The sequence below is a fragment of the Stenotrophomonas sp. 21LCFQ19 genome (genome assembly GCF_056861425.1).
Map to the genome: position 1 here is coordinate 1 of NZ_JBSPUF010000001.1, position 23584 is coordinate 23584.

The following is a 23584-nucleotide window of genomic DNA, read 5'->3' on the forward strand; positions in this document are numbered from 1 at the left end:
AACCTGCTTCAACGTCGTAACGATCTGACTCTCGGTGAATTTGCTCTTGCGCATCAGTGGTCTCCTTGGGGCTAGTTTGCCCGGAGACCTCTAAGAATGCCTGGATCAAGTTTACGGGCAGGCGACACGGTGACTTGCCGATGTTGCCGCCGAAAGAAGAAGGGCCAGCCAACCAAACCCGCCGCCGCCTAACTCTGGAATTAAGCCGCGCCGCGAAGCGGCGTCGGCTTGAATGAACTGTTAGGCGTCAATCGAAGTCGGTGACGCAAAGAAACCACCATAAACCTCTGGCGCCCTGCCAACAAAAGTACGACTTGGAAATCGTAGCTTGGCTGGTAAGTACTGACCATTCTGGATCATCCATGCGGAGGACCAGAAGTTCATCAAATGGCTCCGGGAAGAGCGCGGCCACTCCATTTTCCACGAGATGCCTGCCTTCTTGCTTTGGCAGGCTCCCCTGGCCATGGCACCCGCCCTGAACAAGCAAAGATGTAAGTGACCCCTCGAACTCCAAGCGATCCAGTGCTGATGCGGCGCGCCGTGAGGCACAGACCTGGCCGAGCTTGGAAAGTGCGACCTCAAACTCACTTGTTTGAGACAGTTCCTCTAGCGGAAAGTCGGCTCCTTCAAAGTAGGGCTTAGTCGAGGCGGTGCCCTTCATTAACACGGAAATCACGTCGCCGCATTCTTGTAGTGCAGAGTGCAGAGAGGCTGAAGCTGGCTTTTCGAACAACCGCCGGAATGGGTCCATGACGCCTAACTCTGGAATTAAGCCGGCCCGCGCAGCGGGTTCGGCTTGAATGAACTGTTAGCCCAAGTCGCGCTCACTGAAAGAGCCGGCGCCATAGTGGCTTAGCGGGAGGCGCATACACCTCTGCGGGTATGCCAACAAGGGCCGGGCCCGAGAGCGTTGCACCCTCAAGCGGGTTGCCTTGATTAAGTGCCTTATTGACAGCATCCAATGTGGAACCACGAAGTGCGACATTACCAAAAGTGCTTCTTTGCTCGGAATGGTACATGTCCATGCCGAGGCGAATCGCGACTTCAAAGATTGGTTCTAGTTGAAACGAAAATTCTATCCAACTGCCACTTTTTGACCTTGCACTGAACGTGGTTGGCAAATTGACCTTGGCGATGTGAGGGATCAGAATGAGCCCAAACGCCTCAGGTGGCCAATCAATGAGCCGCCTGGCTAGCATCGAATCCTGGGTCAACGATAAAACATTGGACTCGATTTCCGCATCGGTGATGCCGTCCGTGCCGAGGATGGCAACCGCTTGCGCTACTAGCTCAGACAGAACTGTGGACATTGGTAAAGGGCTAACTCTGGAATTAAGCCGCGCCGCGAAGCGGCGTCGGCTTGAATGAACTGTTAGGCGGCTGTGGCCCTTGCCGCTCCCCGGGCCAATGCTGCCTTGCTTGTGCAACCCAATGCGAACCGATCATGCCACAGCTCGCGGGATGGAGCTTGCCCGGGAAGCCTTGCCGAGCGCTGCCGCCGAAGTGCGATGAATTGATTGCGGCAGACCTGTGAAGCGTAAGACGAAGTGGCGGACTTGCCGCTGCCAGGAACAGTTGGAACTGTTACCCGGAGCCGACCGGTGACTTGCCGATGTTGCTGCCGAAAGAAGAAGGGCCAGCCAACCCAGAACACCGCCGCCTAACTCCGGAATTAAGCCGACTCGCGAAGCGAGTTCGGCTTGAATGAACTGTTAGGCGCCGCAAGCATCCTGTGAGCTCATTGACTTGCCTACCCAACCAGCCTCAATAACCTCGACTGCCGATAGAATTTGCTGTGCAAACGAACGGGCCTGAGCCACGTCGAACTCCACTGCATCCTCATGAGGCATTGCCACAACTTTGATGAAAATGAGTCCCTCATCTTGGCGCGGCTCGCAAGTCACCGTCTCTTTGTACTTCTGCTCGGGAGAGTCTGTCATGGCAATCTTGCGCCTAACGCCTGAATTAAGCCGACCCGCGAAGCGGGTTCGGCTTGAATGAATTGTTAGGTGCGCGCCGCCTGGACGACGCACCCCCACCCATCGTAGTCGAGCCCGAACAACTCACAAACACAGGCCATGAAGCCTGACACGGATTGAATGGCATGCTGCTCAATTGGCATGTTGACGACAACCAGAACAACCGGCGAATCCTCCGAGCCTTGCGCTGTAGCAACGCCATACTGTTGGTCGTTGATGAAATCTGCGACGACCGTTGCCTTTTCCGCGGACGGGGACTTGAGCAAGAACTCGACGTCGCGGGGAACGCTGAAGCGATCTCCTTGTGCGTCCAGCTTGCGGAGCAAGTCCGTGTCTGAGACTGCTGTGTCTACCAGTACATCGAGTACTGCCATAGCGCACCTAACTCTGGAATTAAGCCGCGCCGCGAAGCGGCGTCGGCTTGAATGAACTGTTAGGCACCAAGCCCGCCATCTAGATGCGCAGGTATTGGGCCACGATAGAATGTGCCAGGAACAGGCACAGCACGCCACCCAGTAAAAGCGCCGAGCGTAATGTGCTGGAGCAATGCAACACAGCCAAGGATGGTGCCGGACTCGTCGCCACACCAGATAAAGACCGTCGTGCGATCTCTGGCCGGTATTGCAGCAAGCGCATCCTTATCTAAGGCGTAGATGCTCTCGTCGCCGCCACCGGCCCAGCCGCAGGCATTGAAGTCTGCCCAGACATAGGGCATTGGCTGAGTGGGTAGATGGCCTTCCATTGGTGCCTAACTCCGGAATTAAGCCGACCCGCGAAGCGGGTTCGGCTTGAATGAACTGTTAGGCACGGCGTGTGGCCTCGCGCAAGTTTACAACTGCGAGCCAAAGAGCCCCAGCGCTGCCGCCCAGCCAGAACAGAACGCATGTCCAGAACATCTTTGGCGAGGAAGCACGAACGACCTGGAACGCCTCTCTCTTGCTCGGGTACTCGACTACACCTTCAAGAATGCCGGTCAAGCCGAAGTAGAAAGAAACTCCGGCTATGGCCAAGATCATCAACGCAAGAACAATCTGAAAGGAGGGTCTCATCAGCCGTGCCTAACTCTGGAATTAAGCCGACCCGCGAAGCGGGTTCGGCTTGAATGAATTGTTAGGCATCTGCCCGAGAGAACTGAGTTGCTCCTCTAGCCATGCCCTGAACTCTTGCTCCGACAGCGGATGGGGACAGTGGCCCCACTCATTCCAACGCCGATCAACCATAGCGGACCAGTCGCCAGCGACCTCCGCAAGTGCAGGGTGACCGCCCCAGAACTTTGCTGCTGTAGCTAGCTCACTGACGCGACCGTTGAGCTCTTGGATGGAGCATGCCCCTGCCAAGTAGCGTCGACCAGCCTCAAGCATTTGGCGGAACTCTCCGATCTCAGTAGCCATTCTGCTAATGCCTAACTCTGGAATTAAGCCGCGCCGCGAAGCGGCGTCGGCTTGAATGAACTGTTAGGCGGCTGTGGCCAACTACTGCCCCCTGACCAATGCTGCCTTGTTTGTGCAACCCAACGCGAACCGATCATGCCACAGCTCGCGGGATGGAGCTTGCCCGGGAAACCTTGCCGAGCGTTGCCGCCGAAGTGCGATGAAATGATTGCGACCGGGCAGTGAGGCGTAAGACGAAGTGGCGAGCTAGCCGGTGCAAAGAACACTTGGAACTGTTGCCAGGAGCCGACCGGTAACTTGCCGATGTTGCTGCCGAAACGAGAAGGGCCAGCCAACCCAACACATCGCCGCCTAACTCTGGAATTAAGCCGCGCCGCGAAGCGGCGTCGGCTTGAATGAACTGTTAGGCGGCTGTGGCCACTTACCGCTCCCCGGGCCAATGCTGCCTTGCTTGTGCAACCTAACGCGAGCCGATCATGCCACAGCCTGCGGGAAGGAGCTTGCCCGGGAAGCATTGCCGAGCGCTGCCGCCGGAGTGCGATGAAATGATTGCGGCAGAGCAGTGAAGCATAAGGCGAAGTGGCGGGCTTGCCGCTGCCAGGAACAGTTGGAACTGTTACCCGGAGCCGACCGGTGATTTGCCGATGTTGCCGCCGAAAGAAGAAGCGCCAGCCAACCCAACGCACCGCCGCCTAACTCTGGAATTAAGCCGACCCGCGAAGCGGGTTCGGCTTGAATGAACTGTTAGGCGGCTGTGGCCATTGAAGGAGCTCAGGACCAACGCTGCCTTGCTTGTGCCACCCAATGCGATCCGATCATGCCACAGCTTGCGGGATGGAGCTTGCCTAGGAAACTTTGCCGAGCGTTGCCGCCGAAGTGCGATGAAATGATTGCGGCAGGACAGTGAAGGGTAAGACGAAGTGGCGGGCCTACCGGCGCCAGGAACAGTTGGAGCTGTTACCCGGAGACGACCGGTGACTTGCCGATGTTGTTGCCGAAAGAAGAAGGGCTAGCCAACCAAACCCACCGCCGCCTAGCTCTGGAATTAAGCCGACCCGCGAAGCGGGTTCGGCTTGAATGAACTGTTAGGGCCCATGCTAGCCAAAAGCTCGGCGATGAGCAGCCTCTAGCCAGATGCGGTCAACTGGCCCATCGAAACCAATAACCGCATCTACTCCGCAGTGTGGACAGACTGCGGTCTTATCTTCCTCATCGCACCACTCAAAAATGGAGCTTGGTGCGAACTCTTTGAAGCAGTAGACACAGACTGCGGCTTCGCTGGTGAGAAGCCGTCTGCGGTTTGTTGAAGTGTCGGTGATTCTTCCCAAGGGGCCTAACTCTGAAATTAAGTCGCGGCGCGAAGCGGCGTCGGCTTGAATGAACTGTTAGGCCTCATGGCTGGAGATCTCCGACAGCCAATGCGCGCCCCCTGTATCTGCCAACGCGAAGTGCCCAAGAGCAGAGCTGTGGGCGATTGTGCCATTGAATAGCAGCGCATCCCATTTTCCAGATGGGCCTAGCTCCTCTTGGACAAAGGTGAAGCGCGAACCTAGGGCCGAATCAGGCGTTTGGCCCAAGGCTCGAAGGTCATCAAGCGTGCCTTGTACCAGAGCGAAAGAGCGCTCTGCGAGCTGGGAGTTGCCATCAAAGTAGAGACGCGGATGTGCGGTCTTGATCTGCATGAGGCCTAACTCGTATTGGACCGCCTAACAGCGGTGTAGCGCAGAGTATCCTTGTTTTCTTGCCGCTTTCAAACTGAGAAATTCCCACGTTGAATCATGGATTTAGCCGATAGGGGCAACCAAAGCTGCACTGCATGCTTCCCAGAAACTACCGCTTGGGAGCGGCCATATGCGTTACGACCCTGTTCCAAGCGGTGTAACACCGGCGCAGCCGCCGCGATTGCTGGATAGCGTTAGGGCACAGATTCGTTTGCGGCACTACAGCATCCGTACCGAGCAGGCCTATCTGGGGTGGATCAGGCGTTTCATCCTGGCCAACGGAAAGCGCCACCCCCGCGAGATGGGCGGCGATGAAGTTGCGGTATTCCTCAGTCGGCTGGCGACGGAGGGCAAGGTGGCGCCAGCCACCCAGAACCAGGCGTTGGCGGCTTTGCTGTTCCTCTATCGCGAGGTGCTGCGGACGGAGCTGCCGTGGTTGCAGGATGTTGTGCGTGCGAAGCGCCCCAAACGTTTGCCCGTCGTTCTGTCCGTGGAGGATGTTGCCCGGTTGTTGTCGGCGATCCCGGAAGGTGTCACTGCACTGATGGCGCGCCTGCTGTATGGCACCGGCATGCGACTGATGGAATGCCTTCGCTTGCGAATCAAGGATGTGAACTTCGCGCGCAGTGAGATCTGCGTGCGTGCCGGCAAGGGCAACAAGGATAGGCGTGTTCCGCTGCCCGTGTCGCTGCGTGATCGTTTGCTGCAGCAGCGCGAGCAGGTGCTGTTTCAGCATCAACGCGATCTTGCTGCAGGCGTGGGGCGGGTCCATCTGCCGAATGCCTTGGCAAGGAAGTTCCCATCAGCTGACGTACAACCGGGCTGGCAATACCTGTTCCCTTCGCACAGGATGTCCCGCGACCCACGCACGGGGCGGCGTGGCCGCCATCATCTCAGTGAGGAAGTGCTGCAGCGGGCGATCAAGCAGGCGCGCTTGCAGGTGGCAATCCTGCAGCCGGCCAGCTGCCATACCCTGCGGCACTGTTTTGCCACCCATCTGCTGGACGCGGGCTGCGACATCCGTACGCTGCAGGAACTGCTGGGCCATAAGGACATCGCCACGACACAGATCTACACGCATGTACTGGGGCGCGGTGCCGGTGCCGTGCTCAGTCCCTTGGATCGACTGCCGGTGCCGGCTTTGTCGGTGCTGGAAAGCCCCCGCGGGCTTGACGATCAGCGCGTGTGAATCGGGCGGAAGCGTGCAACACCGTACTCGTCGCATTCGAATGCGTAGTGGTCGGGGTCAACCACGGTTGCGATGTGTTCGCGGGCCTGGGCCTGATCGCGGCGCCCGCAGGCAATGGTGGTGAACGTCAACGGCGCGAGCATTTCGATCCTTGCCGGGCCATGCATGCCTTCGCAATGGCCATTGAGCGCTATCCATAACTGGCCGTCGCGTTCACTCAGCGCAAAGCCGCCGTTGTCGAGGGCAAGGTGCTCGCCGGTGTAGAGCAGTACTTCGGGTTCGTCCTTGCTGGCGAACGTGATCTGCATGCCGGCGATGTCGTTGCAGTGCGTCACTGCGCCCGGGCCGCTGCTGAAAGCCGGGCAGTCATGCACACGAAGGTGCAGCGCAGCGGGCGGAAGATCGTCTTCGTCCAGCACGATGTCGTCGGGGTCGATACGCTCGGCGTGGATGTCGAAGTCCCACAGCAGTGCGGGAAGGTGGGCATCCACATAAGCCCCCAGCTCGGCAGTCGTCACCCGATACGGGTGGCCATTCCACAAGCAGCTGGCGATGGCAGGCAGCGGGGGCGGGCAGGGGAGGGCCGTGTTCATGGCCACATTCTGCCGCGCCCGCTTGCACGGTCAAGCGTCCAGCAGCGCCTTGTCGCGCACGGCGCCCTTGTCGGCGCTGGTGGCGAGCAGGGCATAGGCCTTCAGTGCGGTGCTTACCTTGCGTGGGCGTGCCTCGGCCGGCTTCCAGCCCTTGGCATCCTGTTCGCTGCGGCGGCGTGCGAGTTCGGCATCGTCCACCAGCAGGTTGATGCCACGCTGCGGGATGTCGATCAGGATGCGGTCGCCGTCACGCACCAGGCCGATGGTGCCGCCACCTGCGGCTTCGGGCGAGCAGTGGCCGATGCTCAGGCCGGAGGTGCCGCCGGAGAAGCGCCCGTCGGTGAGCAGGGCGCAGGCTTTGCCCATGCCCTTGGACTTGAGGTAGCTGGTGGGGTAGAGCATTTCCTGCATGCCCGGGCCACCCTTCGGTCCCTCGTAGCGGATCACCACCACGTCGCCGGCCTGCACCTCATTGCCGAGGATGCCCTTCACTGCGGCGTCCTGGCTTTCATAGACGCGGGCATTGCCTTCGAACACGTGGATGGATTCGTCCACGCCGGCGGTCTTCACCACGCAGCCATCGGCGGCGAGATTGCCGTACAGCACAGCCAGGCCGCCTTCGCTGGAGAACGCATGGGCAACGTCACGAATGCAACCTTCGGCACGGTCCACATCCAGCGACGGCCAACGCGTGGATTGGCTGAAAGCCACCTGCGTGGGGATACCTGCAGGACCAGCCTTGTAGAACTGATGGGCGGCCTGATCCTGGGTCTGGGTAACATCCCATTGCGCGATGGCATCGCCAAGTGTGCGGCTGTGCACGGTGGATGCATCGGTATGCAGCAGGCCGCCACGCGCCAACTCGCCGAGGATGGCCATGATGCCGCCAGCGCGGTGCACGTCTTCGATGTGGTACTTCTGCGTGTTCGGCGCCACTTTGCACAGCTGCGGAACACGTCGCGACAGGCGATCGATATCGCGCTGGTCGAAGGCCACTTCGGCCTCCTGTGCGGCGGCCAGCAGGTGCAGGATGGTGTTGGTGGAACCGCCCATGGCGATGTCCAGCGTCATCGCATTCTCGAACGCTTCGAAGGTGGCGATGCCGCGCGGCAGCACGTTGGCCTCCTCGCCGCCGTACCAGCGATGGCAGAGCTCGACGATCAGGCGACCGGCGCGCTTGAACAGCGCCTCGCGGTCGCTGTGCGTGGCCACCACGGTGCCGTTGCCAGGCAACGACAGGCCCAGTGCTTCGGTCAGGCAGTTCATCGAATTGGCGGTGAACATGCCCGAGCAGGAACCACAGGTTGGGCAGGCGCTGCGTTCGATCGCGGCCACCTGCTCGTCGCTGACCTTGTCATCGCCGGCAGCAACCATCGCGTCGATCAGGTCGAGTTTGTGGTCGGCCAGCTTGGTCTTGCCGGCTTCCATCGGGCCGCCGGATACAAACACCGCGGGAATGTTCAGGCGCAGTGCGGCCATCAACATGCCGGGGGTGATTTTGTCGCAGTTGGAGATGCACACCAGCGCATCGGCGCAGTGGGCATTGGCCATGTACTCGACCGAGTCGGCGATGATCTCGCGGCTGGGCAGCGAATACAGCATGCCGTCATGGCCCATCGCGATGCCGTCATCCACGGCGATGGTATTGAATTCCTTGGCCACGCCGCCGGCTGCTTCGATCTCGCGCGCCACGAGCTGGCCAAGGTCCTTCAGGTGCACGTGGCCGGGCACGAACTGGGTGAAGGAGTTGACCACCGCGACGATGGGTTTGTGGAAGTCGCCATCGGTCATGCCGGTGGCTCGCCACAGGGCGCGGGCGCCGGCCATGTTGCGGCCGGCGGTGGAGGTTTTAGAGCGGTATTCGGGCATGGGGGCGAGCTGGAACGGGCTGGCAGAAGTGCAGTGCGATTGATTCTGCATCAAGTTCCCGGTTGCAGCTGCAACCATTGGTTTGCGGTGGTTTGAGTGTGGAGTGGGGTGGTTGGTTGGGGCTTGAATGTTGCTCGGTGGGGCAGGTGGCAGAGCCAGAACAGGAACCAAAGCCAGTACCAGAACCACGGCCAGGTAAAGCCAACGCGGAAGCGGAAGCGAAAAGCCCCCCTCCCCAACCCTCCCCTGCGCTGCGCGCAAGGGGGGGGCTGTTTGCTGCGCTTGTTCAGGCCGCGAACGAGCCGCCTTTACCCCCTCCCTTGCGCGCAGCGCAGGGGAGGGCTGGGGAGGGGTGCTCTGGATTTTGATCTTCCAACACATCAGCAACGCCCACGCGCTGAATAGCTGCGCGCGCAAAACCTGCCGAAACCCCAGCCACCCCAAGGCCTTTCCAGGCATCAGCTGAAAACCGATTCAGTTTCGGGAGTTTTCCGGTTTCCGCCTTGCAGCCTGCATCGGGCATTATTGGGGATCAAATTGACGGGGAACCGACCATGAAGCGATCCAAGGCCACCGCACTGGTGCTGATGAGCGCCGTGCCGCTGCTGCTGACCGCCTGCCAGAAGGAAGAAACGGTGCAGGTGCAGGAAGGGCTGTACACCTCGGTAGAAGCCTGCAGCGAAGCCACCGGCAATCCGTCCAGCTGCCGCGAGGCGTTTGCCACCGCGCAGCAGCAGTCGGCCGATGCCGCGCCCAAGTACGCCAGCAAGGAAGAGTGCGCCAAGGAGTACCCGGCCGAGCAGTGCGTGCAGCAGCAGACCAGCGCCGGCACCTCGTTCATCGGCCCGATGATGATGGGCTTCTTCATGTCGCAGATGCTCAACGGCAGCCGTGGCGCCGTGGCCGCACCGCCGGCATCGCAGCCTGCGTTCAAGGACAAGGCCAATGGTTGGGCCAAGCCGGCCGCTCCGGGCGGTACAGGCGGTTTGAACACCGGCAGCGGCATTGGTGCAGGCAAGGCCGGCCTGGCTCCAGTCACTGCCACCCCGAACCGCGCCGTAACCGCCAGCCGTGGTGGTTTTGGTGCGCGTAGCGGCGGCCGCAGCAGCGTCGGCGGTTGATGCAGTGAAGCGCGTTGCAATTGCCGAACGCGGCAACTGGAAGGCCCGTGCTGCGGAGGCGGGCTTCCGCTTCCACACCATCGACGGTGCACCGTATTGGGATGAAAGCGCGTACTACGCGTTTACCCTGCGCCAGATCGAGAACGATATCGAAGATCCCAGCGCCGAGCTGCACGCGATGGCGATGGATCTGGTGGGCGAGGTGGTGGCTAGCGATGCGCTGATGGCGCAGCTGGCCATTCCCGAAGCGTTCCGCGACTGGATCGCCGAAAGCTGGCGCCGCCGTGATCCGCATCTATACGGTCGTCTGGATTTCGCTTACGACGGCAACGGTCCAGCCAAGCTGTACGAACTGAACTATGACACGCCGACCTCGCTGTACGAAGCATCGTTCTTCCAATGGCAGTGGCTGGAAGACCAGCGTAACCGTGGCGCGTTGCCGCAGCAGGCCGACCAGTTCAACTCCATCCACGAGACCCTGGTGGAGCGCTTCGCCGAGTTGACCTCGCGGCTGCCACCGCCGCTGTATTTCAGCGCGGTGGGGGAGTCAGAGGAAGACCAGGGCACGGTCGCCTATCTGCGCGATTGCGCGGCACAGGCCGGGCTGCATGCAGCGGCGCTTGCCATCGAGGATATCGGCTTGTCGGCCGACGGCCGTTTCACCGATCTGGATGATGTGGTGATCGGCAGCCTGTTCAAGCTGTATCCGCTGGAAGACCTGATGCGCGAGGAATTCGGCGCAGCCTTGCCACGGTCGGGCGTGCAGTTGCTGGAGCCGGCATGGAAGGCGGTGCTGAGCAACAAGGGCATCCTGCCGTTGTTGTGGGAACGTCACCGCGGCCACCCGAATCTGCTGGAATCCTATTTCGACGATGGCAGTGCCTTGCCGGCCGGCTGGGTGCGCAAGCCACTGCATTCGCGCGAAGGCGCCAATGTAGCGATGCACATGAGCGACGGTAGCTGGCAGGAGAGCGAAGGGCCGTACAATGGGCCGAGCATTCGTCAGGCGTTCCATGCGCTGCCGGTGTTTGACGGCAACTACCCGTTGGTGGGTAGCTGGATCGTAGGCGACCGTGCCTGCGGCGTTGGCATCCGTGAAGACAACAGCCGCATCACCCGCGACAGCGCCCGCTTCCTGCCGCACGCCATCATTGATGATGCGCCGCAGGGCACCACACGGATCTATCTGTAAGCGGCTGTTGTCTGAAATATCACTGTAGAGCCGAGCCATGCTCGGCTGAGACTTTACCGGGTGACGCCCCTGCCGAGCATGGCTCGGCACTACGTGACGCGGTTTTTGTAGGAGCGGCGTAAGCCGCGAAGCTGGCGCGACATCAGCAGCGGCAAAGCCAATCCCTCCCCGACCCGTCCGGCCCGAAGGCATAGCCTTCGGTCGTTCATCAGGCCGCGCGCCAGTGGCGCGCAAGCAGGCCTTCTTCACCCCCCTTCGCCATGCGAAAGGGAGGGGGCAGAAGCGTAGAGCCGAGCCATGCTCGGCTGAAGCTCTACCGGTGACGCCCCTGCCGAGCATGGCTCGGCACTACAAGGCCCGGTTTTTGTAGGAGCGGCGTAAGCCGCGAAGCTGGCGCGATATCAGCAGCGGCAAAGCCAACCCCTCCCCAACCCGTCCGGCCCGAAGGCATAGCCTTCGGTCGTTCATCAGGCCGCGCGCCAGTGGCGCGCAAGCAGGCCCTCTTCACCCCCTTCGCTGCGCGAAAGGGAGGGGGCAGAAGCGTAGAGCCGAGCCATGCTCGGCTGAAGCTTTGCCGGTGACGCCCCCTGCCGAGCATGGCTCGGCACTACATGACGCGGCTTGTGTAGGAGCGGCGTCAGCCGCGAAGCCGGTTACAGCAGGCCGTCGCGCTTTACTGCGAGGTAGCGTTCGACCAAGGCTGCAGGCAGCTCTTCAGCGGTGACGTCCAGCACCATCACTCTATGGCTACGCAGTGCTTCATGGGCATCGCTGCGCTGCTGCAGGTAAGCGGCAATTGCACCGGCTTGTATCGCCTCGGGAACAGTTTCCACATCGCGTGCCAAGGCCTGGTCCAGCTCGCGCTCGCGCAGGCTGGCCACGCAGACCAGATGCCGCTTCTGCAGCAGGCGCACGGCGGCCAACAGGTCTTCGATGTCTTCATCGCGGACGTTGGTGACCAGCATCACCAGGCTACGCCGTGATTGCCGCAGCGACAATTCGGTGGCTGCGGCGAGATAGTCGGTAGCTACCGGCCTGGGCTGCAGGTCATAGCTGGCGCGCAACAGGCTGTCGATCGCGCCCATACCGCGCTTCGGTGCGACCCAGCGGCTGTCGCCACCGCTGGCGAACAGGCCGACGCCATCGCCCTGGCGCAGCGCCAGATACGACACCACCAGCGAGGCGTTGAGCACGTGGTCGAAATGCGACAACCCGCCCTCGTCGGCCATCATCCGCCGGCCGGTGTCGATCAGTATCACCAGCTGCTGGTTCTTTTCGTCCTGGTATTCACGCGAGATCAGTTTGCGTGCACGTGACGTGGCCTTCCAGTCAATCTGGCGCAGGCTGTCGCCGACGCGGTACTCGCGCATCTGGTGAAAGTCGGTGCCTTCGCCACGACGGCGCTTCAGGTGCGCACCTACCAGTCGTGATGCCATCTCCGCGCTGAGCAGGGCGAAGCGGGTGAGTGGAGCGAAGTTGGGGTAAACACGCACGGTTTGTTCTGTGCCGACGGTGCGCTGTTGCCGCCATAGGCGCAGTGGTGAATGCAGGCGCAGGTGCACACCATCAAACACGAAGGTGCCGCGGTTGGCCGGGGTGAAGCGGTAGCTGAAACGGGTTTCGCTGGCTTTGCCCAGTTTCAGGCTGCGTGGCAGGCCGTTGCTGTTCCAGCCATCCGGCAGCAGGTCGAATACGTCAACGCGCTGCTTGCCGTAGGAGTCCAGCTGCAGCCAGGTTTCCCGTTCGACACCCAGGGCGAGGGAGTCAGGGAGTTCGCGCCGCACCTGCGGGCTGGGCTTGCGCCAGAGCAAAGCAAGGTCGATCAGGGCAAGCAGGGCAATTGCCGCAGCGCTGATGGTCCATGCCTGCATGGGCAGGTAGTGCAGGGCGACTGGCAGGCCTAGCAGGCCCCAGAGCACCAGCAGGGTGATCAATAAGGGGGCGGGTCTCACTGCGTGGGCCTGGTTGTCTGGAGATCTGGTGTTTGGCGTGGTGGAGCAACAGCAAGAACCGAAGCACCCCTTCCCAGCCCTTCACTCCGTGCTTCGCGCGCAAGGGAGGGGGCTGAGGCGGGGGCCTTGTTTGGCATGCTGGCGCTTCTTGCCGCGTTGCTCACTTGCGCGGCGCCTCCACCTTGGCGAGCAGGGCGGTCAGGGCGTCGTCGGCGGATTGGCCTTCGATCTGCAGCTCCGGGGCCAGCGCGATGCGGTGGCGCAGTGCCGGCTTGGCGATCTCACGCACGTCGTCCGGGGTGACGAAGTCGCGGCCGGACAGGACGGCCTGTGCGCGGGCGGCGCGCACCAGCGCGATGCTGCCGCGTGGCCCTGCGCCCAGGGCGATACCGGGCCACTTGCGGGTTGCCGCGACAATGCGCACCGCGTAATCGATCACCTGCGGGTCAACGGTGATCGCGGCCACCGCCTTCTGCAGTTCCACCACATCGGCGCCGCTGAGTACGCGCGGCACCTGGGTGAGGTTGAAATCGCTGGCGGTACGGCCGGTGGTGATGGCCTGCACCATCTGCTTCTCGTCTTCCAACTGTGGGTAGTCGATCAGCACCTTCAGCAGGAAGCGGTCCAGCTGGGCTTCCGGCAGCGGATAGGTGCCTTCCTGCTCGACCGGGTTCTGCGTGGCCATGGTCAGGAACGGCGGGGTCAGTGAGAAGCCCTTGCCTTCGATGGTGACCTGGCCTTCCTGCATCACCTCCAGCAGCGCGGACTGGGTCTTGGCCGGGGCGCGGTTGATTTCGTCGGCCAGCAGCAGGTTGGTGAACACCGGGCCGCGACGGATCTTGAAGCTCTCGGTCTTGGGGTCGTACACCGCGTGGCCGCTGACGTCGCTGGGCATCAGGTCGGGGGTGAACTGCACGCGTGCGTAGTCCAGCTCCAGCGCCTGTGCCAGGGCGCGTACCAGCAGTGTCTTGCCGAGTCCGGGCACGCCTTCGATCAGTACGTGGCCACCGGCCAGCAGGGCGATCAGGATCTGGTCGAGTACGTCGCTCTGTCCGATGAAGGCATGGCCTACCGCGTCGCGGATGCGCTCGACGCGTTCAATCAGGTCCGTGTTGACCGGCGCAGGGGCAGGCGTCGGCGCGGGTGCATCGCCGGGGAGGGCGGGCGGAGTGAGCTCGTCGGTCATAGCTGGTTTCTCATCTGGATGAGCAAGCGGATGCGGTCGCGCAGGGCGACGTCGTCCTGCGAAGGGGGAATCTGCAAGGCAGTCTGCACACGGCCGATCGGCCACTGCAGGTGATCGGCGATGGCCTGTGCCTGGGCATCGCCGGTCAGCGCGGCAGCCACCGGTGCGCGACGGCGCAGGCGGGTGAGGAAGGCCTGGCGCACGGCGTCGTACAACAACGGTGACTTGCGGTAGCGGTGCAGGTGCTCGCCGCTGGCGCGCACATGCTCCAGCAGCGAGCGACGGTCTTCGCGCGGCGAGGGCAGCAGGGCGCCGAAGCGCTGGCAGCGCATCCACAGCCACGCCAGCAGCGCGAGCAGCAACGGCACCCATACCGGCCAACCACGCTGGAACAGCGTCTTCCACAGCGATGGCAGTTCCATCGCATAGATCAGGTGGGTGGTGCCCTTGCCGTAGTTGGGGGCAAGCACCAGACGGGTGAGGTCGCGGTGCGGGATGTCACGCAGGCCGGTGTCGCGCTCGCCGCTGCCATTGAGCAGGAAATCCATGTCGCCCAGCACATCCACCCGGCCCAGGCCGTAACGCAGGCGCGCATAGGCCAGCGTGCCATCGTCGTCTGCATCGGCCCAGCGGCGCTCGGCGCGGGCCTTCCCGGCGAGGGTGAAGCGGTTGCCGCTGCAGAACTCGTTGTGCGATTCCTGGCCGGGGACCTGCCAGATCTGGCAACGCGCCGGGACTTCGCTGGTGACCACTCCCAGGCGTTCCAGCAAGCCTTGGTCATCGCCGTCCAGGTCTTCGTCAGCATCAGGTGCGCGTAGCAGCAGATGGCCGCCGAACTGCACCCAGTCCAATAGGCCCTCGACCTGTGCCGGCGTGAGCAGGCGTGGGTCGTCGAGCATCAGCACGGTATCGCCGGGCTGCAGTTGCATGGCGGGCAGGTCGAGCTTGCGCCGGGTTTCGGCCTTGCTGCCGTCGCGGATCAGGGCTTCGCGAAGTGCATACAGCGCGTTGTATGTAGGCTCGCCATAAGCGGGCAGGGTGATTTCTTCGCTGGCCTTCTCAAAGCTGCGCACGAACCAGAGCGCGACCAAAGCAGTCAGCAACAGCAGTACAACGATCAGGGTGTTGCGCAGGGCGGTATTCATGCCGGCCACCCGTACTGCTGATGCAGTTCCTTGATCAGTGCCTCGAACTCTTCATCGCGGGGCAGACGGCCGGCATAAGCGGCGTACTGCCAGAAGCGCACCATGCGTGCGAACAGGTTGCGGTCAGCCTCCTGCGGCATCTTGCGCGATGCGCGCAGGCATTGCGCTTCGGTGGCCCCCGGTGGCAACACGACATTGCTGCGTTCGACCAGCACTTCCACCGAGGCACGGTAAAGCAATGCCAGTGCGTGCCGCGGCTTGCCTTCGCGCCACAGCCGACGCGCATTGCCGAGGATGTCCGGCGGCAGCACTTCCGGCAGCTGCAGCGCTTCCTGCAGCGCTGGTGCCTGCACGTCGCGGCTGCGGCGGCCATCGCCGCGGAACCACGGCAGCCACCACCGCGCGGTCAGGGCGAGCGCTACCAACAGCGCGCCGAGCAGAATCCACAGGATGCTCTCGCCGATCAGCGCAGCGAACTTGGCGATGGCGCCGAGGATCGGGCCGGGATCAGGTTTGTCGTTGTCGTCGGTATCGGGCCTCTTGTCCGATGCCTTCCTTACCCAGCGGGTGACGCTGCGCTTGGCGCCAAGTTGTGGGTCTTCATAGGCACGTGCCGCGGCCTGCCGGAAGCCGGCGGTATCGGCGGGTGCAGCGCCAAACAGCTGTTGCGGCGTGGTCACTGCAGTGCCGGCCGATTCCGGCAGCGCCTCGGCAGCGTCCTGGTGGTTGCCGTGGTTCTGCGTATCTGCGCTGTCCTGCGCCCGTGCCTGCAGCGATGGCAATGCGAATACGGCCAGCAGCAACACCAGCATCGGCGCCAGGCCAGCCAGTCGCTCGCGCAGGCGGCGGAAGGCGATCTCCACATCCCAGGCTTCCAGCTGGGTGCGACGGTTGAGGTAGAGGCCAAAGCCGGCGCCGCTGTAGAACGGGCTGATCATCGTCATCGCCAACCATGCCAGCAGGTTGAAACCTATCCACGCCCACGCGGGGGTGCCTTGGCCGATCAGTTCCCACGTTGCTCGCAGTGATTCGGACAGCAGCTCCACCGGTACGAACATGAAGATCAAGGCAACACCGGCAAATTGCAGCATGGCCTCGAAATGCCAGCACACCCAGGTGAGCAGGGTGGCGTGACCATAGGCGGCACCGCCGAGTGCATGCCGGCGTCCGCGCCGCTGGTTGGCGTCGCCACCTTCCAGCAGGTCGACCGGCATCAACAGTGAGCGGGCAGGGCTGAGTCGACGCCAGCCGAGATAGGCGCCGACACCGCGCCACCCCCAGTTCCACTGCGCGCGCAGAGTCTGGCCAGTAGTGGGCTCGGCACCAAATGCGCCGCGCGAAATCACGTACAGCGGGATGCGCTCGAACGCGGGCTTGAGCCACCACAGGATGAAACTGGACACCCAGAAGTTGTCCAGCCACCAGCCAAGCAGGTTGAGCAGCGCAAACACCGGCAGTGTCAGCAGTACCCAGGGCTTCCAGATTGCGCCGGCATGGCGGCGGACCAGGGCGGTGCCCAGTTCCATCGCTTCCCACTGCGAACGCGCACGCAGTGCGACATCGAGCTGATCAATCCGCATGATCACCTCCGCGTCCGCCGCGCCACAGCCACAACAGCACGGCCGTCCACAGCACGGCAGACACGCTGAGCTTGCCCCACATCGGCACCCACGCGATCGATGACCAGAACGCCTCGATGAAAGCAGCCACCAGCAGCATGAAGGCCACGCCCAGGCACAGCCGTGCACCAATCACGCCGCCTTCGATCAGTGCATCGATGCGGCGTTTGCGGCCTGGTGCCACCAGACGCAGGCCAAGCTGCAGGCCGGCACCGCCAGCAATCACAATGGCGGTCAGCTCGAACGGCGCGTGGCCGACCACAAAGCGCCAGAACGGATCGCCCGAGCCGATCTGCTGCAGATGCCCGGCCACCGCACCAATGGTGATGCCGTTGAACAGCAATACGAGGATGGTGCCGATGCCGGCCAATAGTCCGCTGGCAAAGGTGCGCAGGCCGATGCTGATGTTGTTCATGATGTAGTGGCCGAACATTGCCCAGTCGGTGCCGCTGTCGCGGCCCAGATTGTCGGCGGCCGGGTCATACATCTTTTCGATGTTCGCCAGCTCGCGTGGATCCATCAGCATGTGGATCAGCTCAGGCTTGTATTGCAGCAGCACGAAGATGCCGACCAGCGGAATCGCGAACAGTGCGCACGCCACCCACATCGCGCCTGCCTGGCTGCGTAAGGTGCTTGGGAAATCGGCGAACAGGAATTCAAGCGCACGCTGCCAGCGCGGTGCCGGTGTGCGGTACAGCAGGTTGTGGCCGCGCTGCATCAGCTGCTGCAGTTGTTCCACCAACTGCGGGCTGTAACCACGGCGGCGCGCCAAGGCCAGCTGCTGGCAGAGGCGGCGGTAGCGCTGTGGGATGGTTTCATCGCCCAGCACGTCGGGGGCGATGCTGGGCCGCTGCTTCCGCGTGCGTTCGCCACGGCGTTGCAGCCAGTCCTCGAACTGCTGCCATTCGTGCTGATAGCGGGTGACAAACTGTTCCTGTCTCATCGCCGCCCCAGCAACCAGTTTGCCATTGCATACAAACGCACCACGCCAGCCTGGCCGCGCTCCTGGCTCAGCCCACTGGCGATGTCGGCCAGCTCACGCTGACGGCCTGGTGAAAGTGCCGGCGCGCGGTCGGCGAAGGCGATCAAGGCAGCCTGTTCGCTGGGCTGCAAGGGCAGCGGTGGTGCCAGTGCGGTATCGATGCGTGCTGGCGGCGTGGCCGGACGTGACACGGTATGGATTACCAGCGAGCCGGCGACCAGATCGCCCAGGCGACGGCCATGCGCGTCAAACAGGCAGGTGACCAGGCCCAGCGCGTAACCAAACGGCAGCGCGTCGACAGTGCGTAGCAGGTTGCGCACGATCGCCGCCATCCAGCCCAACGGTGCGCCGTCGCGGGCGACCACGCGCAGGCCCAGCACCTTTTTGCCCAAGGTGCGGCCGAACCACACCTCCAGCACGATCGGGTAGGCCCAGAACATCAGGAACATCAGCCCGAGATAAAGACCGCTACCGAATTCGCCCAGCGCGACCAGCAACGGGCTCATCACCGCCAGCACGCCAAAGCGCACGCACAGGTCGATCAGCCAGGCCAGGGCACGCGGTACCGGGCCTGCGGCGGGCAGGTGCAGCGGCACGCCTTCGGGGGTGATGACCTCGCGATAGGTGTCCAGCATCGGCCGCGCTGTGCTCATTGCCTTGGCTCCAGCACCTGCTGGTGGTCTTGCATGCGGCGGATGGAAGCCCGGAGTCCAGCCCGGACGGATGCCTGTGGCATTCGTGTCTCTGCTACGTCCCTATCAGAATGCTGACTTTAGCTGGCGGCAGCAGGAAAACCCAGCCCGCCGTTGGCAGCGGCAGGCCGGGTGGGGCGGGTTTCAGCGCACGGTGCGGTTGTCGTCGCCACGCACGAACAGCTTCCTGATCGCACCGCCGAGGAACAGCACGCCGATGAGCAGCAGTTTCCAGAACTTGGCCAGCAACAGGCCGAGCTTGGCAAACAGCCCGGCTTTGGCCGCCAAGCCACCGCCGATCAGGGTAGCCACGCCATAGGCGGCGACCTTGTCGGTGCTGGGGTTGTGATCTGCATAACGTGCGCCCTGGTCGAACTCGGCCATTGGCAGCAGCTTGTCCATGCCCTCGCGTACCAATGCCAGTTCCGACATTCCTGAGACGGCATTCAAGCTCAGGTAGCCGTGCCGGCCGAGCACGCGGATGTCGTAGTTGAGGGTGTGATCGGGCTGGTCGTTGAAGGCCAGCTCGCGTGCCCAGTAGAGCTTCTTGCTGCCTGCCTCATAGCGGGGCGGCACCGCCCAGCCCACCAGGTCGAGCGAGCCATAGCCGGCCTTGATGCGCTCCGGGTTGCTGTCGCGGGTCTCGGCCTGCATGGTCTTGAGCAGGTCGGCGTAGTCGATCTTGCTGGCATCTTCGTCGGACACGTAGCCATCGTCGGACCAGGTCACCACCACCGCCCAGCTGTCCTGCTCGCTCAAGCCCGGACTGCGCGGCACGATCATGCCCAGCACGCTGTCATCGGGCGGATTGCCCCACATGTCTTCCAGCACCCGGCGCGCGTCAGCCTTGTCCAGATAGCGGAACTCGTCGTTCAAATTGAAGTGGGCCCGTGCCTCGGGTACCTCGATCTGCCCGCTGCGGAACTGCAGCGACTGCTCGAACTGCTCCGCGCTCATGCCCTGTTCTTGCTGGGCAGCGTCCTGGGCGGAGGCGGAAAGGCAAACCACGCACAGCAGTGCCACAGCCGCCAACAGGCGCTGCGCCACGATTTTCATCGACTTCATGTCAAACCCTCGAAGGCGTCCCCACGCCAGGGCCGGCAGTGTGCACCCGCAGGGTGGTTGCCGACAATGCCTGCTCGCTCAGCCCTGCATGCCGCGGTACTGGTCCTTGACCCTGACGTAGTGATCGGCGGAGTAGCGCAGGCCCTCGATGTCCTTCTCGCTGAGCTGGCGCATCAGCCGTGCCGGGTTGCCGGCCCACAACTCGCCACTGCGCACCAGCTTGCCCGGCCCGATGACCGCGCCGGCAGCGATGAAGGCATTGGTCTCGATCACCGCACCATCGAGGATGCAGGCACCCATGCCGATCAGGCAGTAATCACCAATGGTGCAGGCGTGGATGATGCAGCCATGGCCGACGGTGACGCCTTCGCCGATCAGCGTCGGGTAGCCGCCCTTGTTGTAGGGACTTTCGTGGCTGACATGGATGATGGTGCCGTCCTGCACATTGGTGCGTGCACCGATGCGGACGTAGTTCACATCACCGCGGATCACCGTGCCCGGCCACACCGAGGCATCATCGCCAATCTGCACATCACCGATGATGGTGCAGGCTTCGTCAATATAGACGCGCTCGCCGAGGGTGGGGGTTTTATCCAGGAAGGGACGCAGTGCGGGCATGGTGATCGCCTTGGGGAACGAATTTGGCAAGCAGCATCATAGTCGCAGTTGCCCTATAGGCGGATTTAGCGCGGTGCGTGGGCAATGAGCATTGGTCTGAAAAGCTCGTCAAGCGCGTTGGCGTCACCCTGGCCTGCGGTCAACAGGGGCGGTGTATTGCTACGCCGCGCAAGCTCGGCATCAATGTAGTCGCTGATGAGGGCTATGCGAGGGCCATCGGCTACCTCTGCGCTGCGCCGCTTTGTCACCAGCAGTTGATCAATGGCGTTGCGCACGTTGCCCTCGGGGAGCAGGCGATCGAGCAGGTCCTCAAAAGCCATGGGCGGCGGTGTGGGTTCGTTCTCTATCCATTGACAGGCGAGCAACGGCCGCAACACGTAAAGGTATTTCTTGGTGCGTACCCGCTCACCTTTCAGATAGCCGCGATGATTGGCGCTGGCCATGTTGAAGTAATGCCACCAGCTGCCCAGGGGCGAGTGAAACTGCTGTACCGCGGCTTGCAGTTCTGAGATTGCCTGAGCGTCACCTCGATAGTGGATGGGTGAGCGCAGCCACTCGGACAGGGTTGGGTTGGACTTGGAGACCAGGCGCAATGCTTTGCGCAGGTCCCAGCCGCTGATATCCAGCTCGTCGTCGATGGGCAGCTCGATCACATCGCGTTGTGCTTCGCCCGGGCCGGTCCGTTCATTGACGCTCAGGTACCACGGCTGGCGATGGACGTAGATGAAGCGGGCATCGTAGTCGCTGTCCGGCGACGAGAATCCCCAGCCGCGACTGCCGGATTCGCAGGCCATCAACACGCGTACATCGTGCTGGCGTTCGATCTGTTCCAGCGCGGCGAGTACGGCTTGGCGTTTTTCCGGGTCGATCGGATGAATGTCCATATTCTGCGGCTCCTTTAGCGGCAGACGCAGTCTAGTGAGGGCGCGCGCGAAAGGCACCCCTCCCCAACCCTCCCCTTCGCCTTCGGCGCAAGGGAGGGAGCTGTTTCGCGTGTTCTCTCAGCTGGCGGAGCGCCGCTTCTGCCCCTCCCTTGCGCGAAGCGCAGGGGAGGGTTGGGGAGGGGTAGAGCTTCTAAGCTCTCACCAACAACCCAAATCAGAAACTCAAGCCACCTTCCCGCGTCGCGCCCGCTCCAGATGTACCAGCAGCAGGGAAATCGCTGCTGGCGTCATGCCTGGAATGCGCTGTGCCTGACCGATGGTCTGCGGACGCACACGCTCCAGTTTCTGCAATGCCTCGGCAGACAAGCCACGCACCGAGGCGAAGTCGAAGCCTTCGACGATCGCAGTGTTCTCGTGCCGCTGCTGGCGTTCGATTTCTTCGCGTTGGCGGTCCAGGTAGCCGGCGTACTTGACGCTGATCTCCACCTGCTCGGCCACGCGCGCATCGCCGACGCCCGGTCCGAGTGAAGGCACCTGCATCAGCTTGGCGTAATCCAGTTCCGGGCGTTTGATCAGGTCCAGCACATTGGTTTCACGGCTGACCGCCACGCCGGTGGCTTCGGCGACTTCGCGGCCCAGTGCATTGCCCGGCGTTGCCCAGATGCCACGCAGGCGTGCGCTTTCACTGGCGACGGCAGCCTGCTTGGTTTCAAACGCGGACCAGCGGCGATCATCGACCAGGCCCAGCTTGCGGCCGGTCGGGGTCAGGCGGGTGTCGGCATTGTCTTCGCGCAGCTGCAGCCGGTATTCGGCGCGACTGGTGAACATGCGGTAGGGCTCGCTGGTGCCGTGGGTGATCAGGTCGTCGACCAGCACGCCGAGATAGGCTTCGTCGCGACGCGGGCACCAGCCGTCCTTGCCCTGCACGAACAGCGCGGCGTTGATGCCGGCCAGCAGGCCTTGTGCGCCGGCTTCTTCATAGCCCGTGGTGCCGTTGATCTGGCCGGCGAAGAACAGGCCGTTGACCTGGCGGGTTTCCAGTGTGTTCTTCAGGCCGCGAGGATCGAAGAAGTCGTATTCGATGGCGTAGCCGGGGCGGGTGATGTGCGCCTGCTCGAAGCCACGGATGCTGCGCACCAGTTCCAGCTGCACGTCGAACGGCAGCGAGGTGGAAATGCCGTTGGGATAGATCTCCACCACGTCCAGGCCTTCGGGCTCGACGAAGATCTGGTGGCTGTCCTTCTCGGCGAAACGCACCACCTTGTCTTCGATCGACGGGCAGTAACGCGGGCCGATGCCTTCGATCTGGCCGCTGTACAGCGGCGAACGGTGCAGTGCGCCACGGATGATGTCGTGGGTGCGCTCGCTGGTATGGGTGATCCAGCAGCTGACCTGCTGCGGATGCTCGCTGACGTCGCCCAGGTAGGACATCACCGGCAGCGGATCGTCGCCGGGCTGCTCGTCCATCACGCTGTAATCCAGCGAACGGCCGTCGATGCGCGGCGGAGTGCCGGTCTTCAGGCGATCAATGACGAACGGGCGCTCGCGCAGGCGCGCGGCCAGCGTGGTCGCCGGCGGGTCGCCCATGCGGCCTGCGGTGTATTGGGTTTCGCCGATATGGATCTTGCCGGCGAGGAAGGTGCCGGCGGTGAGCACGACTGCAACAGCGTGGAAGGTCAGTCCGGTCTGGGTGATGGCGCCACGCACGGCGTCGCCTTCAATCACCAGATCATCGACGGCTGCCTGGAACACGGTCAGGTTCGGCTGCGACTCGACGATGCCGCGGATCGCCATCCGGTACAGGTTGCGGTCGGCCTGGCAGCGGGTGGCGCGCACGGCCGGGCCCTTGGAGGCATTGAGTGTGCGCCACTGGATGCCGGCGCGATCGGCGGCATGCGCCATCGCTCCGCCGAGTGCATCGATCTCCTTGACCAGGTGACCCTTGCCAATGCCGCCGATGGCCGGGTTGCAGCTCATCGCGCCGACGGTTTCGACGTTGTGGGTCAGTAGCAGGGTGTGGGCGCCGCCGCGCGCTGCAGCCAGCGCCGCCTCGGTGCCGGCGTGGCCGCCGCCAATGACGATAACGTCGTAACGGTAGAAGGAGTCGCTCATGGGCGTGAGATCGGTCAGAAAGTGTGAAGTCCGTCAGATGGGTATTTCCCACGATGTGACGGCGTATGTGGTGATTTTACTGCCAAGCGCAATCAGGTACGCATCAACCCTAAAGTTGGCACGCAACCTGCAGTTAATACATTGCACCCAACGTGGCATGCGACATAGGCGCAACAAGGTCGGAATTGGAACAGGGGCCGACCGAAGCGTACGTTGGGGTAGCAGGGGCCGGTAGTCGGGGGACTACCGGCCTTGCAGTCCAGCAGGGCCCGCC

Annotated in this window: 20 protein-coding genes; 3 read left to right on the top strand and 17 right to left on the bottom strand. The window is 62.9% G+C overall.

Features of this window, described 5'->3' with window-relative positions:
- Positions 1-247: 247 nt before the first annotated feature.
- From AC13FW_RS00005 to AC13FW_RS00025, 5 genes are all read right to left on the bottom strand, one after another.
- The gene (locus AC13FW_RS00005) at positions 248-751 is read right to left on the bottom strand and encodes a hypothetical protein (protein ID WP_481533141.1); all 504 of its coding nucleotides are present in this window, start codon (positions 749-751) and stop codon (positions 248-250) included.
- 73 nt (positions 752-824) lie between these two features.
- Positions 825-1310: a hypothetical protein gene (locus AC13FW_RS00010; protein WP_482987760.1), complete on the bottom strand. Its 486-nt coding sequence runs from the start codon at positions 1308-1310 to the stop codon at positions 825-827.
- Between the two features lie 402 nt (positions 1311-1712).
- Positions 1713-1940: a hypothetical protein gene (locus AC13FW_RS00015; RefSeq protein ID WP_482987761.1), complete on the bottom strand. Its 228-nt coding sequence runs from the start codon at positions 1938-1940 to the stop codon at positions 1713-1715.
- 65 nt (positions 1941-2005) lie between these two features.
- The gene (locus AC13FW_RS00020; protein WP_482987762.1) at positions 2006-2305 is read right to left on the bottom strand and encodes a ribonuclease E inhibitor RraB; all 300 of its coding nucleotides are present in this window, start codon (positions 2303-2305) and stop codon (positions 2006-2008) included.
- Positions 2306-4755: 2450 nt separating this feature from the next.
- A complete protein-coding gene (locus tag AC13FW_RS00025; protein ID WP_482987763.1) occupies positions 4756-5052 on the bottom strand; it encodes a hypothetical protein in 297 nt (98 codons plus the stop codon).
- A 169-nt stretch (positions 5053-5221) separates the two neighbouring features.
- On the opposite strand from AC13FW_RS00025, the gene AC13FW_RS00030 reads away from it, so the two are divergent.
- Positions 5222-6280, top strand: a complete 1059-nt coding sequence (locus AC13FW_RS00030) for an integron integrase (protein WP_482987764.1) — start codon at positions 5222-5224, stop codon at positions 6278-6280.
- On the opposite strand, the gene AC13FW_RS00035 is transcribed toward AC13FW_RS00030, so the two are convergent.
- Both AC13FW_RS00035 and ilvD read right to left on the bottom strand, forming a co-directional pair.
- Positions 6268-6873: a hypothetical protein gene (locus AC13FW_RS00035; RefSeq protein WP_482987765.1), complete on the bottom strand. Its 606-nt coding sequence runs from the start codon at positions 6871-6873 to the stop codon at positions 6268-6270. The genes AC13FW_RS00030 and AC13FW_RS00035 overlap by 13 nt on opposite strands.
- A gap of 30 nt (positions 6874-6903) precedes the next feature.
- Complete coding sequence (gene ilvD, locus AC13FW_RS00040) at positions 6904-8742, bottom strand: dihydroxy-acid dehydratase (RefSeq protein WP_482988037.1); 1839 nt, start codon at positions 8740-8742, stop codon at positions 6904-6906.
- A gap of 554 nt (positions 8743-9296) precedes the next feature.
- Here ilvD and AC13FW_RS00045 point away from each other — a divergent pair.
- Entirely contained in the window at positions 9297-9863 is a 567-nt protein-coding gene (locus AC13FW_RS00045) for a DUF1190 domain-containing protein (RefSeq protein ID WP_482987766.1), read from the top strand.
- Positions 9864-9867: 4 nt separating this feature from the next.
- Positions 9868-11055 (top strand): glutathionylspermidine synthase family protein, encoded by a 1188-nt coding sequence (locus tag AC13FW_RS00050; RefSeq protein ID WP_482987767.1) that lies wholly within the window; start codon positions 9868-9870, stop codon positions 11053-11055.
- Between the two features lie 653 nt (positions 11056-11708).
- Here AC13FW_RS00050 and AC13FW_RS00055 read toward each other — a convergent pair.
- From AC13FW_RS00055 to mnmG, 10 genes are all read right to left on the bottom strand, one after another.
- Positions 11709-13007 carry a DUF58 domain-containing protein gene (locus AC13FW_RS00055; protein WP_482987768.1) on the bottom strand — a complete coding sequence of 433 codons (1299 nt, stop codon included), beginning with the start codon at positions 13005-13007 and terminating at the stop codon, positions 11709-11711.
- 160 nt (positions 13008-13167) lie between these two features.
- A complete protein-coding gene (locus AC13FW_RS00060; protein WP_482987769.1) occupies positions 13168-14193 on the bottom strand; it encodes an AAA family ATPase in 1026 nt (341 codons plus the stop codon).
- Positions 14190-15338, bottom strand: coding sequence for a DUF4350 domain-containing protein (locus tag AC13FW_RS00065; protein ID WP_482987770.1), 1149 nt, complete (start codon positions 15336-15338; stop codon positions 14190-14192). The genes AC13FW_RS00060 and AC13FW_RS00065 overlap by 4 nt, the downstream gene beginning before the upstream one ends.
- A complete protein-coding gene (locus AC13FW_RS00070) occupies positions 15335-16918 on the bottom strand; it encodes a DUF4129 domain-containing protein (protein WP_482987771.1) in 1584 nt (527 codons plus the stop codon). The genes AC13FW_RS00065 and AC13FW_RS00070 overlap by 4 nt, the downstream gene beginning before the upstream one ends.
- Positions 16908-17900, bottom strand: a complete 993-nt coding sequence (locus tag AC13FW_RS00075; RefSeq protein ID WP_482987772.1) for a stage II sporulation protein M — start codon at positions 17898-17900, stop codon at positions 16908-16910. The genes AC13FW_RS00070 and AC13FW_RS00075 overlap by 11 nt, the downstream gene beginning before the upstream one ends.
- On the bottom strand, positions 17897-18592 hold the full coding sequence (locus tag AC13FW_RS00080; protein ID WP_482987773.1) for an RDD family protein: 696 nt from the start codon (positions 18590-18592) through the stop codon (positions 17897-17899). The genes AC13FW_RS00075 and AC13FW_RS00080 overlap by 4 nt, the downstream gene beginning before the upstream one ends.
- Before the next feature lie 183 nt (positions 18593-18775).
- Entirely contained in the window at positions 18776-19696 is a 921-nt protein-coding gene (locus tag AC13FW_RS00085) for a DUF2167 domain-containing protein (RefSeq protein ID WP_482987774.1), read from the bottom strand.
- Positions 19697-19774: 78 nt separating this feature from the next.
- Complete coding sequence (locus AC13FW_RS00090) at positions 19775-20314, bottom strand: gamma carbonic anhydrase family protein (RefSeq protein WP_282267913.1); 540 nt, start codon at positions 20312-20314, stop codon at positions 19775-19777.
- 65 nt (positions 20315-20379) lie between these two features.
- Positions 20380-21198, bottom strand: a complete 819-nt coding sequence (locus tag AC13FW_RS00095) for a nucleotidyltransferase domain-containing protein (RefSeq protein WP_482988038.1) — start codon at positions 21196-21198, stop codon at positions 20380-20382.
- Positions 21199-21420: 222 nt separating this feature from the next.
- Entirely contained in the window at positions 21421-23310 is a 1890-nt protein-coding gene (mnmG, locus tag AC13FW_RS00100; RefSeq protein ID WP_482987775.1) for a tRNA uridine-5-carboxymethylaminomethyl(34) synthesis enzyme MnmG, read from the bottom strand.
- Between the last annotated feature and the right edge of the window lie 274 nt (positions 23311-23584).